This window comes from Streptosporangium sp. NPDC048886, from assembly GCF_055586905.1.
This window is the reverse complement of the sequence record NZ_JBVJHH010000022.1, coordinates 55,591-79,398: the sequence shown is the minus strand read 5'-3', so window position 1 is coordinate 79,398 and position 23,808 is coordinate 55,591. Positions and strand designations below refer to the sequence as shown.

22 protein-coding genes, 3 pseudogenes and 1 riboswitch are annotated in these 23,808 nt (G+C 69.4%); of the genes and pseudogenes, 9 read left to right on the top strand and 16 right to left on the bottom strand.

All coding sequences use genetic code 11. The features are described 5' to 3' along the window. Nucleotides 1-142: 142 nt before the first annotated feature. The 3 genes from ACZ6R6_RS26650 to ACZ6R6_RS26640 form a co-directional block, all read right to left on the bottom strand. Nucleotides 143-568 (bottom strand): VOC family protein, encoded by a 426-nt coding sequence (locus tag ACZ6R6_RS26650; protein ID WP_470097827.1) that lies wholly within the window; start codon nucleotides 566-568, stop codon nucleotides 143-145. A 306-nt stretch (nucleotides 569-874) separates the two neighbouring features. Beyond that, a complete protein-coding gene (locus ACZ6R6_RS26645; protein WP_470097667.1) occupies nucleotides 875-1,396 on the bottom strand; it encodes a calcium-binding protein in 522 nt (173 codons plus the stop codon). A 258-nt stretch (nucleotides 1,397-1,654) separates the two neighbouring features. After that, nucleotides 1,655-1,795, bottom strand: a complete 141-nt coding sequence (locus ACZ6R6_RS26640) for a hypothetical protein (RefSeq protein ID WP_470097665.1) — start codon at nucleotides 1,793-1,795, stop codon at nucleotides 1,655-1,657. A 140-nt stretch (nucleotides 1,796-1,935) separates the two neighbouring features. Here ACZ6R6_RS26640 and ACZ6R6_RS26635 point away from each other — a divergent pair, with 140 nt between their 5' ends. Then, nucleotides 1,936-2,745 (top strand): alpha/beta fold hydrolase, encoded by an 810-nt coding sequence (locus ACZ6R6_RS26635; RefSeq protein WP_470097663.1) that lies wholly within the window; start codon nucleotides 1,936-1,938, stop codon nucleotides 2,743-2,745. Continuing rightward, nucleotides 2,742-3,179 carry a GbsR/MarR family transcriptional regulator gene (locus ACZ6R6_RS26630; RefSeq protein ID WP_470097661.1) on the top strand — a complete coding sequence of 146 codons (438 nt, stop codon included), beginning with the start codon at nucleotides 2,742-2,744 and terminating at the stop codon, nucleotides 3,177-3,179. The genes ACZ6R6_RS26635 and ACZ6R6_RS26630 overlap by 4 nt, the downstream gene beginning before the upstream one ends. A gap of 263 nt (nucleotides 3,180-3,442) precedes the next feature. Here the strand turns inward: ACZ6R6_RS26630 and ACZ6R6_RS26625 are convergent, their stop codons facing one another. The 4 genes from ACZ6R6_RS26625 to ACZ6R6_RS26610 form a co-directional block, all read right to left on the bottom strand. After that, entirely contained in the window at nucleotides 3,443-5,137 is a 1,695-nt protein-coding gene (locus ACZ6R6_RS26625) for an outer membrane protein assembly factor BamB family protein (RefSeq protein ID WP_470097659.1), read from the bottom strand. A gap of 13 nt (nucleotides 5,138-5,150) precedes the next feature. Continuing rightward, the gene (locus tag ACZ6R6_RS26620) at nucleotides 5,151-6,530 is read right to left on the bottom strand and encodes a hypothetical protein (RefSeq protein WP_470097658.1); all 1,380 of its coding nucleotides are present in this window, start codon (nucleotides 6,528-6,530) and stop codon (nucleotides 5,151-5,153) included. 190 nt (nucleotides 6,531-6,720) lie between these two features. Further along, the gene (locus tag ACZ6R6_RS26615; RefSeq protein WP_470097657.1) at nucleotides 6,721-6,897 is read right to left on the bottom strand and encodes a hypothetical protein; all 177 of its coding nucleotides are present in this window, start codon (nucleotides 6,895-6,897) and stop codon (nucleotides 6,721-6,723) included. Between the two features lie 207 nt (nucleotides 6,898-7,104). Further along, nucleotides 7,105-7,947, bottom strand: a complete 843-nt coding sequence (locus tag ACZ6R6_RS26610; protein WP_470097656.1) for an MBL fold metallo-hydrolase — start codon at nucleotides 7,945-7,947, stop codon at nucleotides 7,105-7,107. A gap of 49 nt (nucleotides 7,948-7,996) precedes the next feature. Then, nucleotides 7,997-8,064, bottom strand: a riboswitch (guanidine-III (ykkC-III) riboswitch). Between the two features lie 437 nt (nucleotides 8,065-8,501). On the opposite strand from ACZ6R6_RS26610, the pseudogene ACZ6R6_RS26605 reads away from it, so the two are divergent. Then, nucleotides 8,502-8,630, top strand: a pseudogene (locus tag ACZ6R6_RS26605) (ATP-binding protein); the annotation flags it as partial. Between the two features lie 67 nt (nucleotides 8,631-8,697). On the opposite strand, the pseudogene ACZ6R6_RS26600 reads toward ACZ6R6_RS26605, so the two are convergent. Further along, a pseudogene (locus ACZ6R6_RS26600) lies at nucleotides 8,698-8,952 on the bottom strand (SgcJ/EcaC family oxidoreductase); the annotation flags it as partial. A 52-nt stretch (nucleotides 8,953-9,004) separates the two neighbouring features. Here ACZ6R6_RS26600 and ACZ6R6_RS26595 point away from each other — a divergent pair. Then, nucleotides 9,005-9,463 carry a MarR family winged helix-turn-helix transcriptional regulator gene (locus ACZ6R6_RS26595; protein WP_470097654.1) on the top strand — a complete coding sequence of 153 codons (459 nt, stop codon included), beginning with the start codon at nucleotides 9,005-9,007 and terminating at the stop codon, nucleotides 9,461-9,463. Nucleotides 9,464-9,547: 84 nt separating this feature from the next. Here ACZ6R6_RS26595 and ACZ6R6_RS26590 read toward each other — a convergent pair. Continuing rightward, nucleotides 9,548-9,712, bottom strand: a pseudogene (locus ACZ6R6_RS26590) (helix-turn-helix domain-containing protein); the annotation flags it as partial. Nucleotides 9,713-10,584: 872 nt separating this feature from the next. On the opposite strand from ACZ6R6_RS26590, the gene ACZ6R6_RS26585 reads away from it, so the two are divergent. Further along, nucleotides 10,585-11,337 carry a S1 family peptidase gene (locus ACZ6R6_RS26585; protein ID WP_470097652.1) on the top strand — a complete coding sequence of 251 codons (753 nt, stop codon included), beginning with the start codon at nucleotides 10,585-10,587 and terminating at the stop codon, nucleotides 11,335-11,337. 296 nt (nucleotides 11,338-11,633) lie between these two features. Here the strand turns inward: ACZ6R6_RS26585 and ACZ6R6_RS26580 are convergent, their stop codons facing one another. Continuing rightward, nucleotides 11,634-12,398 carry a cysteine hydrolase family protein gene (locus tag ACZ6R6_RS26580; RefSeq protein ID WP_470097650.1) on the bottom strand — a complete coding sequence of 255 codons (765 nt, stop codon included), beginning with the start codon at nucleotides 12,396-12,398 and terminating at the stop codon, nucleotides 11,634-11,636. 76 nt (nucleotides 12,399-12,474) lie between these two features. Further along, nucleotides 12,475-13,719, bottom strand: coding sequence for an MFS transporter (locus ACZ6R6_RS26575; RefSeq protein WP_470097648.1), 1,245 nt, complete (start codon nucleotides 13,717-13,719; stop codon nucleotides 12,475-12,477). A 134-nt stretch (nucleotides 13,720-13,853) separates the two neighbouring features. On the opposite strand from ACZ6R6_RS26575, the gene ACZ6R6_RS26570 reads away from it, so the two are divergent. Then, complete coding sequence (locus ACZ6R6_RS26570; RefSeq protein WP_470097646.1) at nucleotides 13,854-14,789, top strand: LysR family transcriptional regulator; 936 nt, start codon at nucleotides 13,854-13,856, stop codon at nucleotides 14,787-14,789. A 434-nt stretch (nucleotides 14,790-15,223) separates the two neighbouring features. Here ACZ6R6_RS26570 and ACZ6R6_RS26565 read toward each other — a convergent pair whose 3' ends face one another. Together ACZ6R6_RS26565 and ACZ6R6_RS26560 are read right to left on the bottom strand one after the other, a co-directional pair. Beyond that, nucleotides 15,224-15,904: a DUF899 family protein gene (locus ACZ6R6_RS26565; RefSeq protein ID WP_470097644.1), complete on the bottom strand. Its 681-nt coding sequence runs from the start codon at nucleotides 15,902-15,904 to the stop codon at nucleotides 15,224-15,226. Between the two features lie 399 nt (nucleotides 15,905-16,303). Beyond that, on the bottom strand, nucleotides 16,304-17,278 hold the full coding sequence (locus ACZ6R6_RS26560; RefSeq protein ID WP_470097642.1) for a helix-turn-helix transcriptional regulator: 975 nt from the start codon (nucleotides 17,276-17,278) through the stop codon (nucleotides 16,304-16,306). A 136-nt stretch (nucleotides 17,279-17,414) separates the two neighbouring features. On the opposite strand from ACZ6R6_RS26560, the gene ACZ6R6_RS26555 reads away from it, so the two are divergent. Both ACZ6R6_RS26555 and ACZ6R6_RS26550 read left to right on the top strand, forming a co-directional pair. Next, nucleotides 17,415-17,810, top strand: coding sequence for a RidA family protein (locus ACZ6R6_RS26555; RefSeq protein ID WP_470097825.1), 396 nt, complete (start codon nucleotides 17,415-17,417; stop codon nucleotides 17,808-17,810). Between the two features lie 1,029 nt (nucleotides 17,811-18,839). After that, the gene (locus ACZ6R6_RS26550) at nucleotides 18,840-19,826 is read left to right on the top strand and encodes an aldo/keto reductase (RefSeq protein WP_470097640.1); all 987 of its coding nucleotides are present in this window, start codon (nucleotides 18,840-18,842) and stop codon (nucleotides 19,824-19,826) included. A 479-nt stretch (nucleotides 19,827-20,305) separates the two neighbouring features. On the opposite strand, the gene ACZ6R6_RS26545 is transcribed toward ACZ6R6_RS26550, so the two are convergent. Continuing rightward, complete coding sequence (locus ACZ6R6_RS26545) at nucleotides 20,306-21,199, bottom strand: MBL fold metallo-hydrolase (RefSeq protein WP_470097638.1); 894 nt, start codon at nucleotides 21,197-21,199, stop codon at nucleotides 20,306-20,308. A gap of 81 nt (nucleotides 21,200-21,280) precedes the next feature. Between ACZ6R6_RS26545 and ACZ6R6_RS26540 the strand changes: the two genes are divergently transcribed. Next, the gene (locus ACZ6R6_RS26540) at nucleotides 21,281-22,132 is read left to right on the top strand and encodes a LysR family transcriptional regulator (RefSeq protein ID WP_470097636.1); all 852 of its coding nucleotides are present in this window, start codon (nucleotides 21,281-21,283) and stop codon (nucleotides 22,130-22,132) included. Nucleotides 22,133-22,203: 71 nt separating this feature from the next. Here ACZ6R6_RS26540 and ACZ6R6_RS26535 read toward each other — a convergent pair whose 3' ends face one another. Together ACZ6R6_RS26535 and ACZ6R6_RS26530 are read right to left on the bottom strand one after the other, a co-directional pair. Further along, complete coding sequence (locus ACZ6R6_RS26535; RefSeq protein WP_470097634.1) at nucleotides 22,204-22,659, bottom strand: aldo/keto reductase; 456 nt, start codon at nucleotides 22,657-22,659, stop codon at nucleotides 22,204-22,206. Nucleotides 22,660-22,741: 82 nt separating this feature from the next. Then, on the bottom strand, nucleotides 22,742-23,764 hold the full coding sequence (locus tag ACZ6R6_RS26530) for a zinc-dependent alcohol dehydrogenase family protein (protein ID WP_470097632.1): 1,023 nt from the start codon (nucleotides 23,762-23,764) through the stop codon (nucleotides 22,742-22,744). Between the last annotated feature and the right edge of the window lie 44 nt (nucleotides 23,765-23,808).

Genomic DNA, 23,808 nt, shown 5'->3' with positions numbered 1-23,808 from the left:
TGAGGGCCGGGGCCGCGGAAGTCAGGGACCGCCGATACCTGGCCGTCAGGGGTGGCGGTGGGGGAGTCCGCGGGTGCGTACGACGACCGGCGTCCGGCGCGGGTGCTCGGATGGCTCGGGTGCGCGGTCCCTTCGGCAGCCTTCAGCTGAGCTGCTCGGCCAGTCCGACGATGATGCCCTCGGGACCGCGGACGTAGCAGAGCCGGTAGCTGTCCTCGTACTGCGCCACCTCGCCGACGAGTTCGGCGCCGTGAGTGCGCAGACGGGAAACGACGTCCTCGATGTCGTCGACGGCGAACATGATGCGACGAATGCCCAGAGTGTTCGTCGGCGCGTCCTTCGGCCCGGCACCGACCGCCTTCGGCGTGTGGAACATCGCCAGCTCGATTCGGCCGTGGCCGTCCGGCGTCCGCAGCATGGCGACGTCCTGTCGGACGTCGTCGAGCCCGATGACACGCTCCACCCAACGTCCCTCGATCGGCGCCTTACCCTCCAGCTCCATGCCAAGTTCGACGAAGAACGAGATGACGGCGTCAAGGTCGTCGACCACGATGAGGACGTTGTCCATCCGCTGGATCGTCATGCTGGGTCTCCTTGGTGTCGTGCAGCCACGGTGGCCGCATCCACCCTAGGACGGAACCGCCAGGCCGTTCTCGACATCCTCTGCCACATCTTCGAGAACCTCTCGAGGCGCCAGCGCCCGTCACACGCCAGTCGTACCGCTTCAGACGGAACACCGCAGGTTGGAGATCCTCCCGCCGGCCTGTGGGCCAACCTCGATTCCGGTTCCGACGTTCCCCCACCCCAGGGCTGACACATGCATAGCTGGTCTGATGGCCACCCGGCACACGTGGTGCCGGGTGGCCATTCCTCGTCAGGCCTCGCAGCCGGTCTCGGTCTCGGCGTTGCAGACGTCGAATCCGCCGACGCCGTTGGCGACGTCGAGGCCGCCGTTGCCGATCAGGGTGTCGTCCTCGGAGCCGCCGTTGAGGCCGTCCCGGCCCGAACCGCCGTTCAGGGTGTCCAGACCCGCGCCGCCGAGGATCGACGACTGCAGCGACGTGGAGTTGGTGACGGTGTCGTCGCCCCCGAGCAGCGACGCGTCGATGAACTGGATTCCGCTCCCGACCCCCACGCACTGGGCCACGTTGGCGCCGGACTGCGTACAGCCGGCTCCCGCGCTCACCCCGGACGTGGAGTCAACAGTGATCTTGCCCTGGAACACCCCGATGTTGACCGTCTCGCCGCTGGAGGTGCCGACGATGAACAGTGTGCGCCCGCTGACGTGCACGGACGTGCCGGCCGCCGCCTGCGCGGGAATCGTGAGGGCGGTGGCGGCCATGAGGCCGGCTGAGATGATCGCCAGGGTGGTGACAAGGCGATGTACGGACGACATTTGAATCTCCCCGTCTGATGGTCGAATCGTTGACGGGACAAATGAAATCGGTCTCCTCGCCCTCCGTCTGCGTCTTCTTACCGGTTGGGTTCGCCCGCCTGGAAGTCCGTACCGCCATCGGAACGGTGGATGGCGGCAACTCCGCCCGCGTCGGCTCGCTGACGCCACCTGCCGTTCGTCGCCGCTCAAGGCCCTCCACGCGGATCCACGTCATCGGCGGTGGTGGACGCGATCTGACCGGTCGTTCGCAGGGGCCGGTCACCAGGCGAATCCGCCGACATAGGTGTCGCCCCGCCAGACGACCCTGTTGGGGAAGGCGCCGGCGGCCGTCGGGATCGAGCCGGCGACGCCGGCCGAGTTCGGGGCGGCTGACGGCGCGGCCGTGACCAACCACGCCATGCTCTCCCCGGCGCTGTACCCGCGCGAGCAGAACCGCAGCCTGCGCGACATCGCAGCCCAGCTCGTCATCACCAAGGGCAGGAAGAAAGGCCGGCACCCCATGCGGCCGGAGCTACACTCAAATTCGCTATATTCAGTAAATGCTAAATCTGTCCCTCACTGTGGACGGCTGTGACCTTCGATACGCCGACAGCGGCGGTGACGGCGTTCCGGTGGTGTTCTCACACGGCGCCGGGGCCGATCACGTGATGTTCGACGCCCAGCGGGACCACATGCGGGCACTCGGATACCGGGTCGTCACCTGGGATCTGCGCGGCCACGGGCTCTCTCGACCGGCCGGCGCGCCGTTCACCGCCGAGCGGGCGATGGCGGACCTGCTCGCGCTCGTCGAGCACCTGCGGCTCGACCGGCCGGTGCTGGTGGGTCAGTCGCTGGGCGGCAATCTGAGCCAGGCGCTGGTCCGGCGGCATCCCGAACTGTGCCGGGCGCTGGTGGTCATCGGCTCGACCTGGAACACGGGGCTCCTGTCCGCCAAGGACCGCCTGCTGCTGAAGATGGCGGCGCCTTCCCTGTCGGTGATCCCGGCCGGGCGGCTCCCCGAGCTGACGGCCGGCGCCTCCGCGGTCACCCCGGCGGCCAGGGCCGATGCGCGCAGGGCGTTCTCGCAGCTCACGAAGCAGGAGTTCGTGGAGGTCTGGCGGGCGACCGTGACCTTCCTCGACCCGGATCCGGGTTATCGCATTCCCGTGCCGCTCTGCCTGATCCGCGGGGACCGGGACCGTACCGGGAACATCGCCACGGCCATGCCGAGGTGGGCCGCGGCCGAAGGGGTTGAAGAGATCGTCGTGCCCGGCGCCGGGCACATCGCCAACCAGGACGCGCCCGAGGCGGTCAACGCCGCGGTCGAGACGTTCCTCCACACAAGCCTCCAGACGAGGGGGACAGCGTGAACGCGGAGCGACGGGCCACGTTCGTCACCTCGGTGGGTGATCTACTCGCCTCGTGGCACCTACCGCACGCCACCGGTCGCGTCTACGGACTGCTGCTGATCACCGACCGGCCGGACACCCTCGATGCGATCGCCGCCGAGCTAGGGCTGAGCAAAGGGGCGGTGAGCACCGCGGTGCGGCAGCTCGACTCCTGGGGACTGGCCAGGGTGATCCCGCAGCCGGGTAGCCGCAGGCTGCTGGTGGAGGCGGCGGGCGGGTTGGAGACGCTGCTCGAGGCGAGCCACGCGCGAGCCAGAAAGCTGATCGCCGCCCTGCGCGACGGCGAGACCCTGGTGGGCCCCGGTCCGGCCCAGGACCGCCTGCAGGACGTGATCGGCCTGTTCGAGGGGTACGTCGACGTGGGCGCGGAGCTGCTGCGCCAACGCCGCCGCTGAGACCGCCGCCCGGTCGGCTGTCGCCGGGTCCCCGAAGCTGCAGGCTGCCGCCCACAAGCGCCGGCGACCCCGACGAGATCGTCATCGACTGATCATGTTCCTCGGGGAGTCTCCGCGATCCTGACTCGTCGGCCGGGTCTCGCCGGCACCGCCGGTGCCGGCCAAGATCAGCAGCCGCGACCGGGACAGCGCCTTCCCGGCCGCGGACAGCGCCTTCCCGGCCGCGGACAGCTTCCGCCGCATCCGTACCCGCGGGTGAGCGGTCAGTTCGCCCCTGTCGCGACGTAGCTGACCGCGTTCTTGGGAACGACCGAGGTCCACGGGACGATGATGACCGCGCCATCGCGCTCGAACACCCGGGCGTTTTCCCCCTCGGTGCCGAACTCCTGCGGCAGCCCCGCCACCGCCGTCGCCTTGCCGGTGCCCGCCTCGAGCCGCACCAGCCGGGGTGCGAGATCCCGCCGGTCGCCCACCTCCAGGGCCAGCAGTCCCTTGTCGTCGGCGCGGATGTAGGTCAGCTTGGTGTTCTGGGTGCCCGACGACTCCCATACCTGCTTGCCGGTCCTGAGATCGAAGGCCACCGCCGTGTTACGCGAGCGCAGCTCGCCCGGCACGTTCTCAGGGAAGGTCGCCAGATACAACCGGTCACCGTGTACGGCGTAGCGGCGCTGTTCGGCCATGCCGTCGAAGAACGCGACCGTGTTCATGGCGAGCATGTCCACATGGCCGGTCCTGACGTCGACCTTGCCGCCGTTGTCGTCGAACACGGTGAACGTGCTCTGACCGCCCTTCTCCACGTGAACGATGACCGGGTCGGCCGACAGGACCGTGGGGCCCAGCCCGAGCTCGCCGAGCGGATACCGCTTGACCGGCCTGCCGCTCTCGGGGTCGAGTATCTCCAAGCGGTTGCTCGTACCGTTGAAGGCGCAGTCGAGGATGAGGACCACGCGGGTGGCCGCCGCGTTGACGTCATCGAGATGGCAGCCCTCGGGTGGCGCGGCGGTCCACTGCCGGGCGCCGTCGGACAGGCGGTAGCCGTACACGGTCTCATCCACCGACACCACCGCCATGCCTGCCGCGCTCATCACCTTCGGCGCGGCGAGCATGTCGGACAGGGTGGACTTCTCGGCCGGGATTTTGACCTTCCAGGTGATCTGGCCCTTGGCCGCGTCCACGCCGGCCAGGTGGTCGCACAGGCGGGCACTGCCGTACGCGACCGCGCCCTTGCCCGCCGCCAGCTCGGCGGTGGCCCCGCAGAGCTGCTCACCCGGCGAGGGCACGCCCCAGGCGCGCTTGCCGGTCTTCAGGTCGTAGGCGAGCAGACCGTCCTTCTGCGCGCGGACGATCGTGGTGTCGGTCAGCCAGGCGGCGAAGGCCAGGCCCGCGGTGAAGTCGGTGCTGTCGGCGTTGACCAGCGGTACCGACCACTGGCTCGCCGCCGCGGGGCCGACGCTCTGCCTGCCGTCCCGACCGGCCCCCGGGCCGGTGCCCGCGACGAACCACGCGGTGCCCACACCCACGGCCAGCAGCACCACCAGGCCGAGCGCGACGAACAGCGCGGTGTGGCCCTTCTTACGCTGCGGCGGCGGTGGCGGGGCGTCCCAGCCGGTCTGCTGCTGCGGGTGGGGCTGTTGGTAGGGGTACGGCGGGCCGCTCGGGTATCCCTGGGGGTGCGGCGCGGGTCCCGGTGGCCGGGGGGTCCACGGCCCCGGCGGTCCGTAGGCGGGCTGTCCCTGGCCTGGCGGTCCGTAGACGGGTTGGCCTGGGAGTGGCTGGCCGTACCCGGGACCGTGAGCCGGTTGACCGGAGGATGGCTGGCCGTACCCGGGGCCGTGAGCGGGCCCGCCCGACGGTGGTTGGCCGTGACCGGGGGAGCCCTGGATGGGTTGTCCCCAGTTCGGGAGCCGGTCGGGAGCCGGCTGCCCACCGTACGGGTTGCCGTTGTGCTGGTCGGTCATCTGCGTTCCCCCATCACGCCAGCTGCTGGCGCACGTATGCCGCCCACTGCCGTTCGAATTGCGCCTTGCTCACGCCGAGCACCTCGAACAGCGCGGCCTCACTCTTGTCGCCCTGCGCCCGGTAGGCCGCGGCCACCCCCTCGGCCAGCCTGCGCTCGCCGTACTTCCTGGCGATGAAGCGCATGGCGAGGTTGCCCATGAAGTAGTTGGCGTTGATCAGGTTCTTGTACTCCCAGAAGACGTTGTCGGGAAGCTTGCCCTCGAACGGCCTGGCCAGCCGCCCTGCCAGGTAGGCCCTGCCTTCCGGGAAGCGACGGACCTGAGCGACGCTCTGGTGCCGGGTGGCGGCGTAGTCGGCGAAGCCCTCGACGATCCAGTTGGCCTTGCCGAACAGCGAGAACTGGGCGCTGTCGAGGGTCGCGACCAGTGAGTGGGCGATCTCGTGCTGGGCGATCTCCTGGATGCCCGCTCCGTCGTCGAAGAAGGTCGAGGTGGTGTCCAGCACGATACGGCTGCCGCCGATCCTGACGGTGTCGCTCATTCCCCAGCTGGGCATCGGAATGGACACGCCCGCCTCGTGCGCCTTCTGCTTGCGGAACAGGTTGCCCAGCTGGGCCTGGCCCTTGGCCAGTGCGATCACGAACCCGGTGGACACCGCGGCGTCCGGTGGGCCGTTGCGCCGCCAGAAGGCCAGGTCCGCAGTGGTGGCCTCGGCGACGGCCGGCGCGATGCGCCTGGCGAGGGCGGCGTCCTGCGGCCTGGCCAGCACGATGCTGGAGCCGGCCTTCACCACGGCGACATCGGGCCAGATGTCCCACGGGCCGGGGTAGTACACGGTCTTGGAGCCCTCGCCGCTCGTGATCGACGGGGGCGCGCCGCCCACCTTGGTGACGACCAGGGGCGCGTCAGCCGAGGCCTTCTCGATGGTCCAGCGGTACCACTCCGATACCGGCCGGAGATCGATGCCGGTGAAGCGGTGCACGAACGCGACGTCCTGGGTGAACGTCACGCCGCGCCCGAAGCTGTCCTCGGTGCGACCCGTGCGGCGCAGCGTCTCATAAGACATCTGGGTCAGCGGTATCTTGCGCAGGTTGGCGAACAGTCTCGCCTGGCCGCGGACCAGGGCGGCGTTCTTCTGGTCGAAGATCGAGGTGAACGCCTTGGCGTCACCTGACGTCAGCGCCTCGCCGTGTGCCTTGAGCAGCGCGGAGATCTCCTCATCGGTGACCACGACCGTGTCGGGGTCGACCGGCCCCTGATCGGTCGGCCCTGGGGCCGCCGATCCGGTCGGACGCGGGTCGAGCGCCGACGCGGAGCCCTGGTCCCGCAGGACCACCCCCACTCCCGCGCCTGCGGCGACGACCAGGACGAGGGAGAGGATGCTCAGCGTCACCCACAGTCCGGTCCTGCGTCTGGGGGGTGGTGGGGGCGGCGGCTGCTGCCATTGGCCCTGCTGCCATGGCGGCGGTGGTTGGGTCGGATACTGCGGGCGGAAACCAGGCCCCGTCGTCACTATTGCCCCGTTAGAGCTGGTAGTTCACGAAATGCGGCAATAGTACCAGTGGCCACAGATCGTCAAGCGATCATGCATGGACCAGTTGAAACGGCGGCCTTCCCCGAACGTGCCCCCAGAAATCCGGGCATGTTGTGCCGTCAAACGACGGCTGGCCGAGGTCGCAGATGCTGACCATGACGCTGCGGTCGATGCGCAGTTCCTCGCTGAGCGTCTGCTGGGAGCAGGGGCCGACGGCGTCGAGCATCTGGAGCACGAGATGCTGCCCGACCCCGAGGCCTTCCTCGGTGGCGTGCGTGTCCTGAAATTCACCTCATCGGCACCGACATCTGCACATCTACTTGTAGGCGGTTTCGCACGTCCAGCTGTCCGCCGACATTCGCGGAGCTGGGTGCAGATGTCGCGGCCGGGGACGACGTCGCATCGGGCAGGAGGTCCGATGCGGTCGTGCGGCTCACGGATTCGGCCAGAGGACGAAGAGGGGGTAGGCGCGCCGGCTGGGCCGGTCGCCGATCTCCTTGATCGCCGCACGGATTTCGCGCAGGTGCTTGGTGGTCATCTGCAGTGGGGGCTCGTCGGGCTGGTAGGTGGTGCGGATCGGGTAGTCCACGCCTGGCTGCCTGGTCATCTCGATGTGGCAGCCGAGCACGTGGGTGACCGGCCGGCGGTCGGAGAAGGCGATCAGGCGGTCGATGGTCTGGGTGAAGGCCGACCAGTCCTGGATGTAGAGACGGCCCGGGTAGACCGTGTCGCCAGTGAGCAGGAACCCGGTCCACCGGTCGTAGAACGTGACCGCCGCCTCGTGGTGACCCGGGGTGGCCAGGCACTCCAGCACACGGCCTCCCAGGTCGACCTGCGCCACGGCGTCGGGATCCTTGCCGAACCCGAAGTATTCCCAGGCGGTGACCAGGTCCGCGCCGACCACCGTGGTATCGGGGCGGTCGGTGAACTGATCGTCGCCCGCGATGTGGTCGCCATGCGAGTGGGTGTGCAGCACCAGCAGGTGGTACTCCTCCCGGGGGTGACGGGCGAGCCAGTCGGCGACGAGCTCATCGACCACCCGGCGCAAGGGGAAGAACGTGGCGGATGCCGTGGCGCCGGTGTCGATCAACACCGCCCGTGCGTTTCCGAACAGCAGGAACAAGAACGGCGCCTCGTAGTTGATCGCCATGTTCTGCCGCAAGATGAACGTGTGCTCGTCGTACGCGTGGACCTGGATGTCAGGATCGGTGTTGTGCTTGGCCGACGGTGAGCCGTGAATCCACCGGACATCCAGCGCGCAAGGCTCTGGAGTCACTCCAGTGAAATCGATCAGAGGCATGCCTGCGTCCACGAGGTCTCCTTCGAGTGCGTCGTCTTTGCAGGCCGGGTACGGCGCACATCTCGTCCGGGGCAAGCGCTTACGGGCTTCCGCGGCGACGGTACCACGACAGGGATCAGCCACTCTTCATGATCTCCGGGGTGCGACGTTCACGCCGTGCCCTGTCCGGTGACGGCTGCGGCGATGTGCCGGATAACGTGCTGGAGTCGCGCATCGCCATGGCGGGCCGAGACCTTGCTCGGTCCCACCCCGTGATCGCCCATGTACGCGACAACAGACGGTTGTCACGTCCACGACTCGCCGTCGACGGTGCCATGGTGGAGCCGGTCTTGAAGGACACGTCGGGCGGCGCGCCAGGCCGGCTCCTCAGATGGTTGGGCTGAGTCCCGTCACCTGCAGTGGCCCTGGAGGCCCGCAAGGCCGGCGAGGACGACGAGTCGCCCACACTCCAGCGCAACGACGTCGTCCTCAGCCGCCGCGAGAGGGTTACGTCCCCGACCGGACGGCGCCCGGCCCAGCTGCCTCCCGACTACACCCTGGCGACCGAGCTCGTGAACGAACTCGTCGAAGCCGCGGACGAGCGGGTTCTCTCCAAGACCATCGCCCGCTACGGACGGGTCGACCTGCTCTGCATCGACGAGCTCGGCTACATGGAACTCGGAGGCTGTGCGCGATCGCCACGTCCGGCGTGAGATAGCGGACCGACTCCAGGTCCCCGACCAACGCCGAGTCGGCCAGGACGCCGCGGAAGAGCTTGTCGTGGTTGTGCTGGTGGGGCCGGCGGCCGTGGGTGACGGTGCCGTCGTAGGAGACGTAGCCGGAGTCGTCGGTGAACAGCGCGCCGAACGCCTGGGCGTCACCCGCCGTCCAGGCCGCCAGGAAGCCGGCGAAGAGTCTTTCGATCTGAGCGCTGTCACCGGTTCGCGTGCTGGGAGCGGTTCGGGTGAGGATGGTTGAGCGCAAGGGGGTGCGTGCCTCCATACATGATATCTTCGCTTCGAAGAACGAAATATACGATGACAGAAAGATTCGAATGTCGAAACATAGTGTCTTCGGAGAGATCGCCATGGAGCTCCGGCAGCTGCAGCAGAGCTTCGACGCTTTCGACGAAGCGGCCGCCACCCGGCTCGGCCTCAACCGCACCGACCTGCGCTGCCTCGACGTGGTGCTGGCCGACGGCCCGGTGCCCGCGGGCCAGATCAGCCTCGCGCTGAAGCTCAGCCCAGCGGCCACCACCACGGTCATCGACCGGCTGGAGCGCGCGGGCATGGTGGCCCGTTCCACTGATCCGGGTAACCGCCGCCGCGTCCTGGTCGCCGCGACCGAGGCCGCCCGCTCGGCCGATGCCGAGATCTTCGTCCCGGTCGGCCAGGCGGGCGCCCAGGCGCTGCAGGAGTACGGGCCGGACGAACTGGCCGTCATCCTCGATTTCCTGCGTACTGCCCGAAGAGTCCAAGAGGAGCAGGCCGCCCGCGTCAGGGCTCTTTCCTGAGCTGGGAATAGGTGATGATGAAGGGGGGAGGGGGCTGGTCTTTCTTGTTCGTTCCGCGGTGACGACCTCACAGTCCGCCAACCCCGAAAGGCCGGGTGTCCGATAGCGGCGCAGCCAGGAACGCGCCGTCTGCCGCGACACCCCGAATTTGGCCGGCGGTCCACTCGCACTCGCGCCGGCGAGGACCGCCGACACCGCCCGATAACGCTGCTCGACAGCGGACGGATCCACCAGGGCCAACCCCGACATCCCGACGCGCGCCACCCGCAAACGACGCACGCGAGATCGGCCGGCACCGGTGCCTGTCAAACATGTCCTGGGACTGATCTGTCAAGCATCTCCCGGAACAGGGCGGGATCCACCAACCAAGATCGAATGCGGGCTTTCTTCGCGGTTTCAGAGGCGGCCCGCCACGGCGGGCCGACCTGCGCAGATCGCCCGGCTTCCGAGAAGATCGTGTTCTCGGAAGCGGAGACGGTCATGACTTCTGAGAACACGCGCGGCTGACCCGCGGCAAGGTCGGCGGCCGGCCCGCCGTCGCCACCCCCGAGGTCATCCGGGCCGCCCCCGACATGCTCCCCGACCCCGAGAACTCGATCACCAAGCTCCTTGGCGTCAGCCCCGGCACCTTTTACAACCACATCCCCGACCTGCAAGAACTCCGCGCCTCCGGGCGCGCTCCCGCCGGCTCACCCCCGGCTGCCCGCTACCGCCAGAATCCGGCCCTATCCTCTCCGGGGCCTCGATGGTGCGGGCGTGGTCCATCGCCTGGACGGACTCCGGCCGCACCTTCACCCGGATGCTGATCTTCTCGGCATGGACCGGCTCGCAGCCCGCCTCCCTCAAGGCGTCGAGCCGGCAGCCCGTGCGGGGTGGGAAGAGCTGCCCGGCTTTCGGGAGGGTGCCGCCGCATCCTGATGCCGGGATGTCTGCGCCGCTCAGGTGGGGCTGTCCCTACCCTGAGTTGACGCGCTGGCATGATCCCCCAGCCAAATGCGGACATCTAGGTTTATAGCGCCTTAATCTCCACTGAAGGGCTATTCCTTATGTTTGGCACGAAATTCCGTCGAGCCGCGTCCCGTTCCGCGGTCGTCGCTCTGGCCGGCGCGGCGGCTCTCACGATGACGGCCGGAAGCGCCGGAGCGATCATCAACGGCACCAAGCCCACCGAGTCCTACGACTTCATGGCCTCCATCCCGATCGCCGCACCCGCCATGGGCCTCAAAGACGGCAACTGCGGAGCGGCGCTGATCAACCCGCGATGGGTGGTGACCGCGGCTCACTGCGTCGACATGGAGATCGGCTCGATCGTGAAGGGCACCATCCGCATCGGCAGCGACCAGCGCAGATCAGGCGGCACGGTCCGCAATATCGCCCAGGCGATCCAGCATCCGGACTACGCCCAGGGCACGGACAAGGCGCCCTACAACACCGCCGACCTCGCGCTGGTCCGCCTGGACCGCCCCGTCTCCATCAAGCCCGTCCCGATCGCCGACCACGCGGGCAAGCCCGGCACCCCGACCCGGATCATCGGTTTCGGCATCACCAAGTTCAGCACCAACCCGACCGAGTGGAAGATGTCCAAGACGCTCAACCAGCTCGACACCCGCCGCGGCGCGATCTCCGAGTGCGGGCCAGGCTATGCCGGCGACACCCGCCTGTGCACCGTCAGTCAAAAGCCCAAGGCCATGGCCTGCAACGGCGACTCCGGCGGCCCGCAGCTCCAGCGCGGCCGGGGTGGCCGGTGGGAGCTGATCGGCGTCACCTCCGGCCCCGGAGCCAAGAGCCCGTCCTGCGAGCAGGGTCCCGGCCTGTACACCAACGTCACCGCCTACACCGACTGGATCAACAACACCATCCGCACATACAGCTGACCCGTTCGACCGCCTCGGCGGCCTCCTCTGGCGTCAGCTCCACCCGCCCAGTCTCGCGGGACCTCCTCGCGCAGCCCGCAGGTTCTGCGAGGAGGTTTGCGGATGACGACCTGCGCCAACGCGCCCGCCCGGCAGGGAGTCTCCGGCCTCGCAGAGCCGCTCACCTCTGCGAGCACGAGCCCGCGAGCCGAGAAGATGCTCTGGGAGCGAGATAGTCACATGATCCGTCAGCGGCCGGAACCGAGGTCTGGCCGCCGACAGCGATCCCCCTGACGGCCGCTGATCATCGTTGACGGCTACGCCCTGTCGGTCTTTGCCCGATCGGGATGGCTCTCGTGCAGGAGCGAACGCAGTTCGGCGGTGTCGATGATGTGGGCCAGTCTCGGGAAAATGCTGGTCATCAGGGTCTGGTGGGCTTGCGGGTCCGGGTCGGCGACGCCGTCGGAGAGGACGTAGAGCTGGTAGTCGCGGTCGGCGGCGTCAGTGACGGTGGACAGTACGACACCACTGGTGGTGACGCCGGCGATGACCAGGGTGGTGATTCCGCGATCCCGCAGTTGCCGGTCCAGGTCTGTCGTCGACAGCGCGCCGTAGCGGGTCTTGCGGACGGTGATGTCGCCGGGCTCGGGAGCGAGCTGATGGTGGATGTCTGCGGCGGGATCCGCGTGGTGCATGAGACGCTGCTGGCCGAGGAAGGAGAAAGTCTTGTTGGCCGGCGGGATCGCCGCCCAGTCGGCTTCGGTGAATCCGACTCGCACGTAGGCGATGGCGGCGCCGTACGCTCGCATGTCGGCGATGGCGCCAGCCACCCGTGACAGCAGCGCTTCCGGCTTGGCCAGGCCGGGGATTGAGGCCAGGATTCCCTGCTGGTAATCCATGACGAGCAGTGCGGCCGTCCGGGGGTCCAGCGCCGGGGTCGTGACGGTCATTTTCTCTCCTTGGGTGATGAGGGCGCCCTGACACGCGAGATCGCGCGCCGGGGCCGACTGCACATTGGGCACGTGAGCCACGATCTGCCGCGCCGCGACTCCACCGGCCACGGTGAGGGCCGTCGCGCTCATCTCCGAGCTCTACGCGGAGGGGCGGACCGCTCCGACAGGGGCGCGGCCCGATCGCGGTGACGGCGGTGGCGGCCCGTCAGGCGCGGCTCGGTGCCGACTCCGGCTCGGCGAGGGGTGCCGTGGCGCGTCGGGGGAGCAGCAGCGGGGTCGCCAGCAGGAGCGCGCCGGCCAGGCCGATGGCCGTGCGCGGGCCGAGCAGGCCGCCCAGCACGCCCCATGCGGCAGTCAGGAGCGCGGTCGAGGCCTTGGTCGTCACCGACCAGGCGGACAGCGTGCGGGCGACCCGCTCGGTCGCGGTGCGCTCGAGGCGGTAGGTGGTGTAGACGGGGTTGAAGATCCCGCAGCAGAAGATCAGCCCGAACTCGACGCCCATCACCAGCAGCAGCCCTCCGGTCCCCGGCCCCAGGAAGGCCAGCCCGATGGGCCAGATCACGCGCAGCACCCCGGCCACGATCAGGACCTGGTGCTGCCCGAACCGGGTGACGAGCGGTCGGGCCAGCCGTGAACCGAGCAGCCCGCCGATCGCGGGCGCGGCGAAGGCGAGGCTGTACTGCCACGGTGCGAACCCGAGTTGGCCGAGCATCAGGACGGCCAGCAGCGCGTCGGTGGCCATCAGCAGGCCGTTGAACAAGACGGTGTTGAAGAACAACGGACGCAGCGTCGCGTCGGCGAGGATGTACCGCCAACCGTCGAGCAGGTCCCCGGCACGCATGCGCGCGGCCTCCCGGCGCTCGGGCCGCGGCTCCTGGCCACTCGTCGCGCGGATGCCCAGGGCCGAGAGCAGGTAGCTGACCGCGTCGGCCACCACCGTCGCCACCGGACCGAGGAGCCCGATCGCGGCACCGCCCAGCGGCGGCCCGATGATCGTGGTCGTCCAGGCCGTGGACTCGAATCGGGCGTTGGCGACGAGCAGGTCCTCGGCCGGTAGCAGCGTCTTCAGGTACGCGCCGGAGGTGGCGCGGAAGGTGATGTCGGCCGCCGCGACGACGACCGAGACCAGCAGGAGCTGGACGAAGGAGAGCACGCCGAGCGCGAACGCGGCGGGGATCGTCAGCAGCGCCGCGGACCGCACCAGGTCCATCCCGATCAGCACCGGCCGCTTGCGGCGGAACTCCACCCACGGGCCGAGCGGCACCGCCACGGCCGCGCCCACCAAAGCCCCCACGGAGGACAACGCCGCGACCTCCGCCGGCCCGGCGTGCAGCACCTGGATCGCGATCAGCGGGAACGCGCCGAAGGCGATCCACGTACCGAGCGCGCTGGTCCCGTACGCTCCCCAGAGCCACCCGAACTGCCGCCCCAACCGGTGCCCGCTCCGCATGCCCGACGCTCCTCGCCACTCATCCGCACAACCGATCCGCGATCGCATGCATCAAAGCGCGCGCCATACTAGGAGATCAAACAACCCCAGGGCCGCCCGGTAACAACCAACGGTTGTACCCATAGGCTGTCCGCATGGACCTCGACATCGTCCGGACCTTCGTCGCCGCCGCCGACGCGGGGCAGTTCCAGGAGGCCGCCGCCGAGCTGGCGGTCACCCAGCAGGCCGTCTCCAAGCGCATCGCCGCGCTGGAGCGCAACCTCGGAGTACGGCTGTTCACCCGCACTCCGCGCGGTGCCGAGCTCACCATCGACGGGCAGGCGTTCCTGCCCCACGCCCGCGAACTGCTCCGGGTCGCCGAGCGCGCGGTCGCGTCCGTCCGCACCGGCAGCCGTCCGCTGCGCGTCGACATGATCGCCTCGCGCGGCGCGGCGTCGGGCCTGATGCGCGGCTTCCACCGCGCACACCCCGAGATCGAGCTCGACGTGGTGATGCTGTTCGAGATCGAGACGGCCGTCGCCGCCATTCGGTCCGGTGTGATCGACGCGTCCTTCCGCGCCGTCGCCGTGCCCGGCCGGCCCCTTCCCGAGGACATCGAGTCCGTCCGGGTGCTCGACGAGCCGCTCCAGCTCCTCACCGGCCCCGCCCACGCGCTGGCGGGCGCCCGGTCGGTGCCCCTGACCCAGCTCGCCGGGCACCGGATCTGGATGCCCGGCATCGTCCCCGGTACCGAGTGGGCCGCCTACTACGACGACCTCGTCGCCGAGTTCGGCCTCACCATCGAGGCGACCGGCCCCAACTTCGGCTCCGACGCGCTCCTCGACACCGTCGCCGACACTCCGGCCCTGGCCACCTTCATGGGCGCGCATACCCGCCTCGTCTGGCCCGCCGACCACGGACTGCGCCGCATCCCGGTGACCGATCCCACGCCCGTCTACCCGCACTCGCTTCTGTGGCACCGCGACAACCCCCACCCCGCGCTGGCCACCCTCCGCGCCCACCTCGCCGCCACAGCGGCCGGCCACGGCACCGCCGGGACCTGGGCGCCGGACTGGGCAATCCCGCGCTGAACGCCGCCGCCCCGCCGCCCCACACCCCGGCCCTGCCTCCGTATGAAGCCGGGCGTCTTGATCTCTTCCGCGCCGGCGCGATCAGCTCTTCCTCATCCGCCCGCGTGGAAGGTCGCAAGCCCGGGTCTCTCGGACCTGTGCGCGGTGGCCCTCCGCCGAACGGCCGGTCAAGTCGTACTTCGCGAACTCGCAAGCCAGTGCCTTCACCAGTCCGGCGACGTGCTCCATCGCGGCCTGCGGGATTTCCTCCAGCAGATCAGGAAGTCGGCCATCCAGCTCAACTCGGTCTTCGTAAATGATCGGTTGACAGAGGCCGGTGCGCGCGGCATCCGCCCAGTCCGTCCGTCGCGGAAGTTCCCGCAACTGCCGCGTTCGGCGAAGGGGGGCTGCGAGCCGGGCTCCGAGCCGATCGTGCTGGGGCCGGCGGTCGAAGGTCAGTAGTGGAGGCTGGGGAACCAGTCGCCCCGGCCGTAAGGGGTGAGGTCGAGGAGATGCCAGACGGGGGCGAGGAGGTCGATGCCGCGCTGGTCGATATCGCCGGCCATGCGGGGGTGGGCGGAGTAGAAGTGGCGGACCGCGCCGTCGCCGTCGCGGGTGAAGACGGAGATGGTGGAGTCCTGTTCGCCGTCCTTGTCCTCGCTGCCGAGGTCATACTTAAACGTGCTGTCGCCGCAGCTCAGCAGCCGCAGCCGGTGCCAGCCGCGGTTGCGGGCGTGCTGCCGCAGGACGGGCAGGTCGGCGGCCGCGGCGACAGCGAAGTCGGCGTTCTGGGCGATGTGGTGGGCGATGGCGCTGAAGCCGTCGATCCATAGGGTGCACATGGGGCACGGGTCGGTCTGCAGCTTGCCGTACATGAAGTGGTAGACGATCAGCGGGCGGTCCGGCGCGGTGAAGAGCCCGCTGAGGGAGACCTCGCGGACCGGCACATCGCCCGCGCCAAGGTCGGCGGGGCCCTCGATGAAGACGTAGTCGTCGACGGGCGGCCCCTGCGGGAGCGCCCGCCGCTGGGCCGCGACCTTCTCGCGGTGGCGCATGAGGTCGATCTCGGCCAGGCGCAGTTCCTCGCGGGCGGCGAGGTAGTCCGCCGATTCGTCGGCCAGTCTTGTCTGCCACATGGCGTCCTCCGGGTGGCGATCCCCGGCCCGGATCCCGGATCCCGGGTCCCCAATCCTCCGAGTCTATGGCGATTCTAAGGCTCGCCGACAGTCGAGCTGAAGTCCGCCTGGTCTGCTGATCCAGGGGTGGGACTGGTGGTGCAGCTGTTAGCGCTGGGGGATCCCGTCGCAGGTCAGGGGAGGGTCGGGCAGGATGCCGCAGCGGCTTCTCCGTGGTCGTGACCTTCGTTGCAGATGGTCCAAGCTTCTTCGCGTTTCACGTTCGGCCGGCTCACGGCGGCTACGAGAAGCAAGATCGTCCTCACCGCCAACGGCTGTTCCGCTGTTCCTCAACCCCGTACTCGTATCCGCGGCCCGACGACATGACGCGGATCGTGGCCCGCAGAAGGCGACTGACTCTCAGGATGACACTCCGTAGCGGGTGGCGATCGCGGCGGCGCGCTTGCACAGGGAGGTGCGCAACCACTGCGGGGCCAGGGCTTCCGCGTCCGTGCTGAGCTGCCACAGCGCCCATTCGGCGTGTCTCGGATCTTGGAAGGTCACCTCCAGCCGCAGCCAGCCGTCTGCGTCGGCTTCCTCGGCGCGGACGGCCAGCGCGGTGCCCAGCAGCTCCTCCCGCCGCGCCGGGTCCACCCGTACCAGCACGGTGACCTGGTCGCCGCCGGTCCGAAACCGGGTGCTGCGTTCCTGCCAGGCCCGGTCCAGATCGACCCGGTCTGGTCGCTGCGCGGGTTCGGCGAGTTCCTTGGCGGCCAAGACCCGGGACAGCCGGTAGGTGCGGTCCGCGCCAGACTTCGTGGCCAGCAGGTAGCCCCGGTCGCGTATGGTGACCAGGCCGATCGGGTCCACCGTACGCCACTTCGGGGTCTGGTCCACAGCCGCGTAGTGGATCTGCAGCTTGTGTCCGGCGAACACCGCGCGCAGGACCTCGGCCGCTATGGCGTCAGGCACCTCCTCAGCGATCAGCCGACGCGACAGGAGGTCGGTCTCCGGGTCGATGAGCAAGCGCTCGGCCGCGCCGGCCGCGGTGTCCCGATAGCTTTCGGGTAGCGCGTCAACCACCTTGAGCATCGCCGAAGCGAGCGCCGAGCCGAGGCCGAACGCCTGCGCGCCGCGCCGCGATCCGGCGACCAGCAGGGCAAGGGCCTCGTCGGGGTTCAGTCCGGTGAGCTCGGTCCGGAAACCGGGCAACAACGCGAAACCGCCGTGCCGGCCGCGTTCGGCGTAGACCGGGACGCCGGCCGCGGACAGTGCCTCGATGTCGCGCAGCACGGTGCGGGTGGATACCTCCAGCTCGCGGGCCAGCGTGGCCGCGGACAGCCGACCGTGCTGCCGCAGCAGCAGCACCAGCGAGACCAACCGGTCGGCGCGCATAGGTGAACTTTATCGAAATACACGACACAGGATGTCGTGATTCATTGGGAGGCTCAGCACCACGACGTCAAAGATCGTGGCTACCGAGCCGATGGACGTACGTAATGTCGATGACTCGAATGGAGCTGATGTGGCAATGGAGCGAACGGCGGTCAACCCGTGGGCGTGGTCGGTGGAGATGGGGTACAACCAGGGTGAGATCGTCTCCGGGCACACCCGGACCCTGTACTGCTCCGGGCAGACCGCGATGAGCGGTGCCGGCAAGCCCCAGCATGCCGGTGACATGGCGGCGCAGTTGGCGTTGAGCCTCGACAACCTGGAGGCCGTGCTCGGCGAGGCCGGCATGTCCCTCGCGAACCTCGTCCGGCTCAACGTCTACACCACCGACGTCGATCTGCTTTTCCAACACTACGGCGTGCTGGCGTCGCGGCTGGGCGCCGCCGGGGTGGCGCCGACCACCACGATGCTCGGGGTGACACGGCTGGCGATCCCCGACCTGATGGTCGAGCTTGAGGGGACCGCCGTCGCGTGATGCGACCTCGCCGCCTCCGGCAGGGCTGCCGGAGGCGGCACGAGTAGCAGGCAGGTGGGGGATTTCCGGTGCTCAGAATGGTGACAATCGGCGTCTACGGCTTCGACGGCGAGTCCTTGTGGGTAGCTCGCTCCCCGCTGCGCCCACCGCTCCGCTTGCGGTTCGGACGCGCCCGCGCTCGCTCGACGAGGTGGTCGGGCAGCAGCACCTGCTGCGTCAGGGCTCGCCGCTGCGGGTGCCCGCCACCGATGATCCGCGCTTCATCGCGCAGGCTCGTGGTCCACGCGGCTGAAGACGCTCGCCCACGGCAACCAGCGTGCCGTGGGCGAGCGCCTCGACAAGATTGGAGGATCACGAGGGGAACGTGAATGTCGGCGGTGGCGCATAGGCGACCGGGGAGAGTTGTTGCGAGTAATCGCCAGAGGACCTACGGCTCTGACCGCGGGGGATACCGTGTCCCGGTGGGATGACCCGGTCGGTGAGCGGTGAGTGCCCGCTTACTCGGATGGTGCTGCGGCTGCGCCGATGCCGCTGTCCAAGATGTCCAGTGCCCGACCGGCCGTGCCGGTCAGGGTCGCGGCGATCTGTTCCGCGTCCGGCACCATGATCAGTATCATCCTATTTATGGTATTGGTCTAGTTGAGAAGATTCACCTGGCCATCTACCAGGACTTTCATGGCCGCCTACACCTTCCGCATCAAGGCGACGGCGGCGGCGCCCTGGTGGATCGGCTCGCGTTCCTGCCGCGGATCGACCGGTAGCGGCGGCGACAGCCGTCCCCACTCGGCGTCGGATAGATCATGTCGATTCGGTGATGTCCCCTCGCGCCGATCTACCTCGGATCACCACCGAAGATCCATGAGACAAGCCCGGAGGGTGAAGGTGCAGCTCGGCAAGATGACGCCGAGCCCGCCCGGACAACGTCCCCGCGCCGCAAGGGCCGTGATGGCGTTCATGCCCGGTTGACTTGGAGCGCGCTCCAACCCCTAGCGTCGTGGGCAGAAGGTTCCGAGCCCAGGAGGCAGCAGCATGACCGACGTCCCCACCCGGCACCTAGGCGAACTGGCGGTCTCCGCGCAGGGCCTGGGGTGCATGGGCATGAGCCACGGCTACGGCGCCGCGGACGACGCGCAGTCGATCGCGACGCTGCACCACGCCCTCGACCTCGGGGTGACCTTCCTGGACACCGCCGACTTCTACGGCGCCGGGCACAACGAGCAGCTGATCGGACGGGCCATCGCCGGGCGCCGTGACGAGGTGGTGCTGGCCACGAAGTTCGGTTTCGCCAACCGCCTGGGCGAGCCCACCCGCATCCGCGGCGACGCCGCCTACGTGCGGCAGGCGTGCGAGGCGTCGCTGCGCCGACTCGGAGTCGACCACATCGACCTCTACTACCAGCACCGGGTCGATCCGCAGGTGCCGATCGAGGAGACCGTCGGCGCGATGGCCGAGCTGGTGCGGGCCGGGAAGGTCCGCCACCTCGGGCTGTCCGAGGCCGGCGCGCGAACCATCCGGCGGGCGCACGCGGTGCACCCGATCGCCGCGCTGCAGAGCGAGTGGTCACTGTGGACCCGCGACCTGGAGGCGGAGATCGCCCCGGTCTGCCGCGATCTCGGGATCGGCCTGGTCCCGTTCTCCCCGCTCGGACGCGGATTCCTGACCGGCCGATACAGCTCGGTCGAGGGGCTGGCGGAGACCGACGTGCGGCGTAGCCAGCCGCGTTTCGCCGACGGCAACCTCGAACGGAACCTGGCGATCGTCGCGAAGCTGAACGAGTTGGCTGCGGCGAAGGGAGTCACCGCAGGCCAGCTCGCCCTGGCCTGGGTGCAGCACCGGGGCGACGACGTGGTGCCGATCCCCGGCACCCGGCGGCAGCGGTACCTGGAGGAGAACCTCGCGGCCCTGACCGTCGAGCTGTCCGCCGAGGACCTCGCCGCCATCGAAGCCGCCGCCCCGCCCGAGCAGGTGGCGGGCACCCGCTACGACACGACCAGCCTCACCTTCGTCGACGGCTGAACCCAGCGGGACTAGGAGGAATGGCGAGGGGCCTGGTGCTCCTCCAGTGCGGCCAGGCCCTTGCCGGATCGGAAGAATTCCGCCACCCGCCACCTTGCCCCAGCCACGCGCACCAGCTCGAGGCCATCGCCGCCCAGCAGGACCTCACGTCTGAGGTCACGCAGGTGTGGCCGGAGGAGGCCACAGCAGGGTGAAGGTGGTGGCGCTACCGTCGGCGGTGTGCGTCAGCGCGGAATGACGCAGCCGGGGCAGCGTTCACGGCCCCCGGGCAACCCGGCGGCGGCCCTGTCCCGGAGCCGACGACGAGGACGGGGCCCAGGCGCCCCCAGCAGTGGCAGCCACACCTCGTCCACGATCTCGACGATCGACTCGTCCGACGCCGCACATCGTCATGAACATGTCGTGGCGCAACAGGTCCATAGGACAGCAGCTGTAGATCTTGAGGCCCGAAGTTGTTCACGAGAAACAGCAGCATGGGGTCATGCGACGTGTTCGGTGCACAGGCAGCTGACGCCCTTGTCGATCCACTCCTGCCCGGCCCATTCCGGGTGCCGCTCGATCAGCAGCGCCCGGACCTCGGCCACGATCTCGCTCTCGCCCATCGCGGAGTCACGCCGCCGCCAGGTCTCCTCACGCAGCTCGCGCAGGTAGTCGCGGACGTCGGTGAGGACCTGCTGTCCGCCGACCTCGCCGTGACCGGGAACCACCACCCGGTGCCCGACAGCCGCCAGCCGCTCCATCACGGCCAGCCAGCCGACGCCGGAGACGTCGGTGTCGTGCGGCGGGAACCAGGGGAAGATCGCGAACTGTCCGGTCTCGGCCAGATCGCCGGTGAACAGCACACCGGCGTCCGCTACCTCGACCACCTGGTCGCCCTTCGTGTGGCCCTGGCCGGTGGGCCGAAGCCGCACGGTGCGGCCGCCGAGGTCCAGGACGTATCCGTCGTCGTAGACCACATCGGGGGTGGGCGTGCCTAGGCCTTCGAGGCGGTGGGTGATCGGCGCGCCGAAGCCGCGGAACATCTCCAGGTACCCCGGGCCCTTCGTCTTCAGGTCGTCCGCCTGCGCGCGGTTGACCAGGTAGGTGGCCTGGTCGGCGAACGCGTGCGCGCCGAAGGCGTGCTCGGGGTGGAAGTGTGTCGTGGTCAGGTACAGACGGCGGCCTCTGGCCACTTCGGACGCCAGGGCGAGGACCTGCTCGGCATTGGCGGTGCCCATGCCCGTGTCGACGACGAGGACGGCCTGCGTGCCGCCGATGACGCCGATGTTGGGGACCAACGGGACTCCGCGGTCCGGGATCACCAGCAGGTCGGGGGCGATCTCCTGGGCGCCGGCAACGTGCACGGCAGGATCGGGAAGCAGCACTTCGTTCATGCTTCGATTGCACCGCCACGGTGCCACGGTCGTCCAAGACCGGTCTCAGCGGTCCCGATACCGTACGGATATCGTTGCAGCATGGAGCTGCGAACACTGCGCTACTTCGTCGCGGTCGCCGAGGAACTCCACTTCGGCCGGGCGGCTGCCCGGCTGTACATGAGCCAGCCCCCGCTGAGCCGAGCGATCAAACAGCTCGAGACCAGTCTCGGCGCCCCCCTGCTCCACCGATCCTCCCAGGGCGTCACCCTCACTCCCGCCGGAACGGTGCTGCTGAAGGAGGCACGCAACCTGCTCGACCAGGCCGACCGGGTACGCGCACGCGTGGCCGCAGAGGCCGGCCCCGCGGCCATCACCATCGGCCTCCTCGGCGACGGCACCGACCTGGGCGCCGTCCGGCTGGCCAACGCCTACCGCCGCCGGCACCCGGGCGTCGAGGTCCGCATCCGCGAGGCCGACCTGACCGATCCCACCTGCGGACTGCGCGCCGGACTGGTCGACCTCGCCCTGACGCGCGCCCCCTTCGACGAGACCGGCCTGGCCGTGCACGAGCTGCGCACCGACCCGGTCGGCGCGGTACTCCGCGCCGACGACTCCCTCGCCCGCCGCGGGCGCCTGGAGCTGGCCGACCTGGCCGGCCGTCGCTGGTTCCAGTTCCCGGACGGCACCGACCCGCTCTGGTGGTCGTACTGGAACGGCGGCGAGCCCCGTGAGGGACCGGTGGTACGGGCAGTCCAGGAATGCCGGCAGGCCGTGCTCTGGAACGGCACGGTCGGCATGACCCCGCTCGGGCATGACATGCCCGAGGGCCTGACCGCGGTACCACTGATCGATATGCCGCCGAGCCGCGTGGTCACGGTGTGGAACGAGGGCGACACGAACCCGCTGATCCCCTCGTTCGTCCGCATCGCGACAGCCGCCTATCACGGCTGAGCGCCACTGCGCCTCCGGCCGCGCCAGGGAATCCGGCGGACATGCTGTGATCGGTGACTGTGCGTCACCGGTCAGATCTCGAAGAGAGCTTCCTCTGTGGCGGGATCGGATGTCATGGGCCTCGTTTCCCTGACGAAAGAGAGGCGCTGTGCCGGTCGAGGCGCGCGGCACGGTGAGCTACCACGCGTAGGCCTGGGGCGCTTCGCCTCCCGGGCCCGGCCAGATGTCATCGAGCTTCTTGAGTGTCTCCTCGGTGAGGGAGACCTTGAGCGCGCGCTGGCTGCGGCTGAGTTGCTCGGTCGTGCGCGGGCCGATGATCTCCTCGGAGACGCCGTAGCCCTTGTCCGTGTCCGGGGACTGGGGCCGCCGTAGACGTCGGCGGTGTCGAAGAAGTTGATCCCCACCTCGACGGCCTGGTCCATGATGTCGAAGGCGGCGGGCTCGTCGGTGGTCATGCCGAAGTTCATCGTGCCCAGGCCGAGCCGGCCGACTCGCAGGCCGCTCCGGCCGAGGTGCTTGTAGTCCATGTCGACTCCTCCTGAACGCCTGGCCGTCACCAGCGGGTGCCGGCCGGGGCCGCGGTGTACGTAAGGGCCAGGCACCGGGTCGTCAGGGGCGCAGCAGGACCTTGACGGCGCGGCGTCCGTCCATCGCTCGGTAGCCCTCGGCGGCCTCCTCCAGCGGGAGTTCGAGATCGAAGACTTTGCCGGGATCGATCTTCCGGTCCCAGATCAGATCGATGAGCTCGGGCAGGAAACGGCGTACCGGAGCAGGTCCGCCGTGCAGGTGCACGCCGGAGAAGAACAGCTCCTCGCCCGGCAGCGCGACGTCGTGGGTGACGCCCACATAGCCGACGTGTCCGCCGGGGCGGGTGGAGCGGATGGCCTGCATCATCGACTCCTGGGTGCCGACAGCCTCGATGACCGAATGTGCGCCCAGCCCGGTGGTGAGCTCCTTGAGCTGTGCGACGCCTTGGTCGCCGCGTTCGGTGATGATGTCGGTGGCGCCGAATTCGGTGGCGAGCTTCTGCCGGTCGGCGTGGCGGCTGAAGACGACGATCCGTTCGGCGCCGAGCTGCTTGGCGGCCAGGACGCCGAGCAGTCCGACCGCGCCGTCACCGACCACGGCGACGGTCTTGCCCGGGCCGGCTTCGGCGGCGACCGCGGCGAACCAGCCGGTGCCGAGCACGTCGGAGGCGGTCAGCAGCGAGCCGACCAGGTCAGGCTCGGGCATGGCGGGGGTGGCGACCAGGGTGCCGTCGGCCAGTGGGATGCGCGCGTATTGCGCCTGGGTGCCGAGGGCGCCGATCGGCTCGGCGCGCACACATCGGGACTGGTAGCCGGCCCGGCAGATCTCGCAGGTGTTGTCGGAGGCGAAGAACGATCCGACGACGAAGTCCCCGACCTTGGCCGTTTCGACCTGGTCGCCGATCTGCTCGACGACGCCGACGTACTCGTGGCCCATCGGCGCCGGCCCGTCGGCCTTGTCCACGCCCCGGTAGGGCCACAGGTCCGAGCCGCAGACGCAGGACGCGACGACGCGGATGATCGCGTCGGTCTGCTGGACGATCTGCGGGTCAGCGCGGTCCTCGACGCGCACGTCGCCTGGGGAATGCAGAACTACTCCACGCATGAGAGGTATCTCCTTCAACAGTGTCAGGTGATGGCGGCGGATCA

Bases quoted from the DNA above. Each gene is read 5' to 3' on its own strand.
- ACZ6R6_RS26650 (WP_470097827.1), bottom strand. From the start codon at position 568: ATGGACAACGTCCTCATCGTGGTCGACGACCTTGACGCCGTCATCTCG.
- ACZ6R6_RS26645 (WP_470097667.1), bottom strand. From the start codon at position 1,396: ATGTCGTCCGTACATCGCCTTGTCACCACCCTGGCGATCATCTCAGCC.
- ACZ6R6_RS26640 (WP_470097665.1), bottom strand. From the start codon at position 1,795: ATGGCGTGGTTGGTCACGGCCGCGCCGTCAGCCGCCCCGAACTCGGCC.
- ACZ6R6_RS26635 (WP_470097663.1), top strand. From the start codon at position 1,936: ATGCTAAATCTGTCCCTCACTGTGGACGGCTGTGACCTTCGATACGCC.
- ACZ6R6_RS26625 (WP_470097659.1), bottom strand. From the start codon at position 5,137: ATGACCGACCAGCACAACGGCAACCCGTACGGTGGGCAGCCGGCTCCC.
- ACZ6R6_RS26615 (WP_470097657.1), bottom strand. From the start codon at position 6,897: ATGCTCGACGCCGTCGGCCCCTGCTCCCAGCAGACGCTCAGCGAGGAA.
- ACZ6R6_RS26595 (WP_470097654.1), top strand. From the start codon at position 9,005: ATGTCGAAACATAGTGTCTTCGGAGAGATCGCCATGGAGCTCCGGCAG.
- ACZ6R6_RS26585 (WP_470097652.1), top strand. From the start codon at position 10,585: ATGACGGCCGGAAGCGCCGGAGCGATCATCAACGGCACCAAGCCCACC.
- ACZ6R6_RS26580 (WP_470097650.1), bottom strand. From the start codon at position 12,398: ATGAGCGCGACGGCCCTCACCGTGGCCGGTGGAGTCGCGGCGCGGCAG.
- ACZ6R6_RS26575 (WP_470097648.1), bottom strand. From the start codon at position 13,719: ATGCGGAGCGGGCACCGGTTGGGGCGGCAGTTCGGGTGGCTCTGGGGA.
- ACZ6R6_RS26570 (WP_470097646.1), top strand. From the start codon at position 13,854: ATGGACCTCGACATCGTCCGGACCTTCGTCGCCGCCGCCGACGCGGGG.
- ACZ6R6_RS26565 (WP_470097644.1), bottom strand. From the start codon at position 15,904: ATGTGGCAGACAAGACTGGCCGACGAATCGGCGGACTACCTCGCCGCC.
- ACZ6R6_RS26560 (WP_470097642.1), bottom strand. From the start codon at position 17,278: ATGCGCGCCGACCGGTTGGTCTCGCTGGTGCTGCTGCTGCGGCAGCAC.
- ACZ6R6_RS26555 (WP_470097825.1), top strand. From the start codon at position 17,415: ATGGAGCGAACGGCGGTCAACCCGTGGGCGTGGTCGGTGGAGATGGGG.
- ACZ6R6_RS26550 (WP_470097640.1), top strand. From the start codon at position 18,840: ATGACCGACGTCCCCACCCGGCACCTAGGCGAACTGGCGGTCTCCGCG.
- ACZ6R6_RS26545 (WP_470097638.1), bottom strand. From the start codon at position 21,199: ATGAACGAAGTGCTGCTTCCCGATCCTGCCGTGCACGTTGCCGGCGCC.
- ACZ6R6_RS26540 (WP_470097636.1), top strand. From the start codon at position 21,281: ATGGAGCTGCGAACACTGCGCTACTTCGTCGCGGTCGCCGAGGAACTC.
- ACZ6R6_RS26535 (WP_470097634.1), bottom strand. From the start codon at position 22,659: ATGGACTACAAGCACCTCGGCCGGAGCGGCCTGCGAGTCGGCCGGCTC.
- ACZ6R6_RS26530 (WP_470097632.1), bottom strand. From the start codon at position 23,764: ATGCGTGGAGTAGTTCTGCATTCCCCAGGCGACGTGCGCGTCGAGGAC.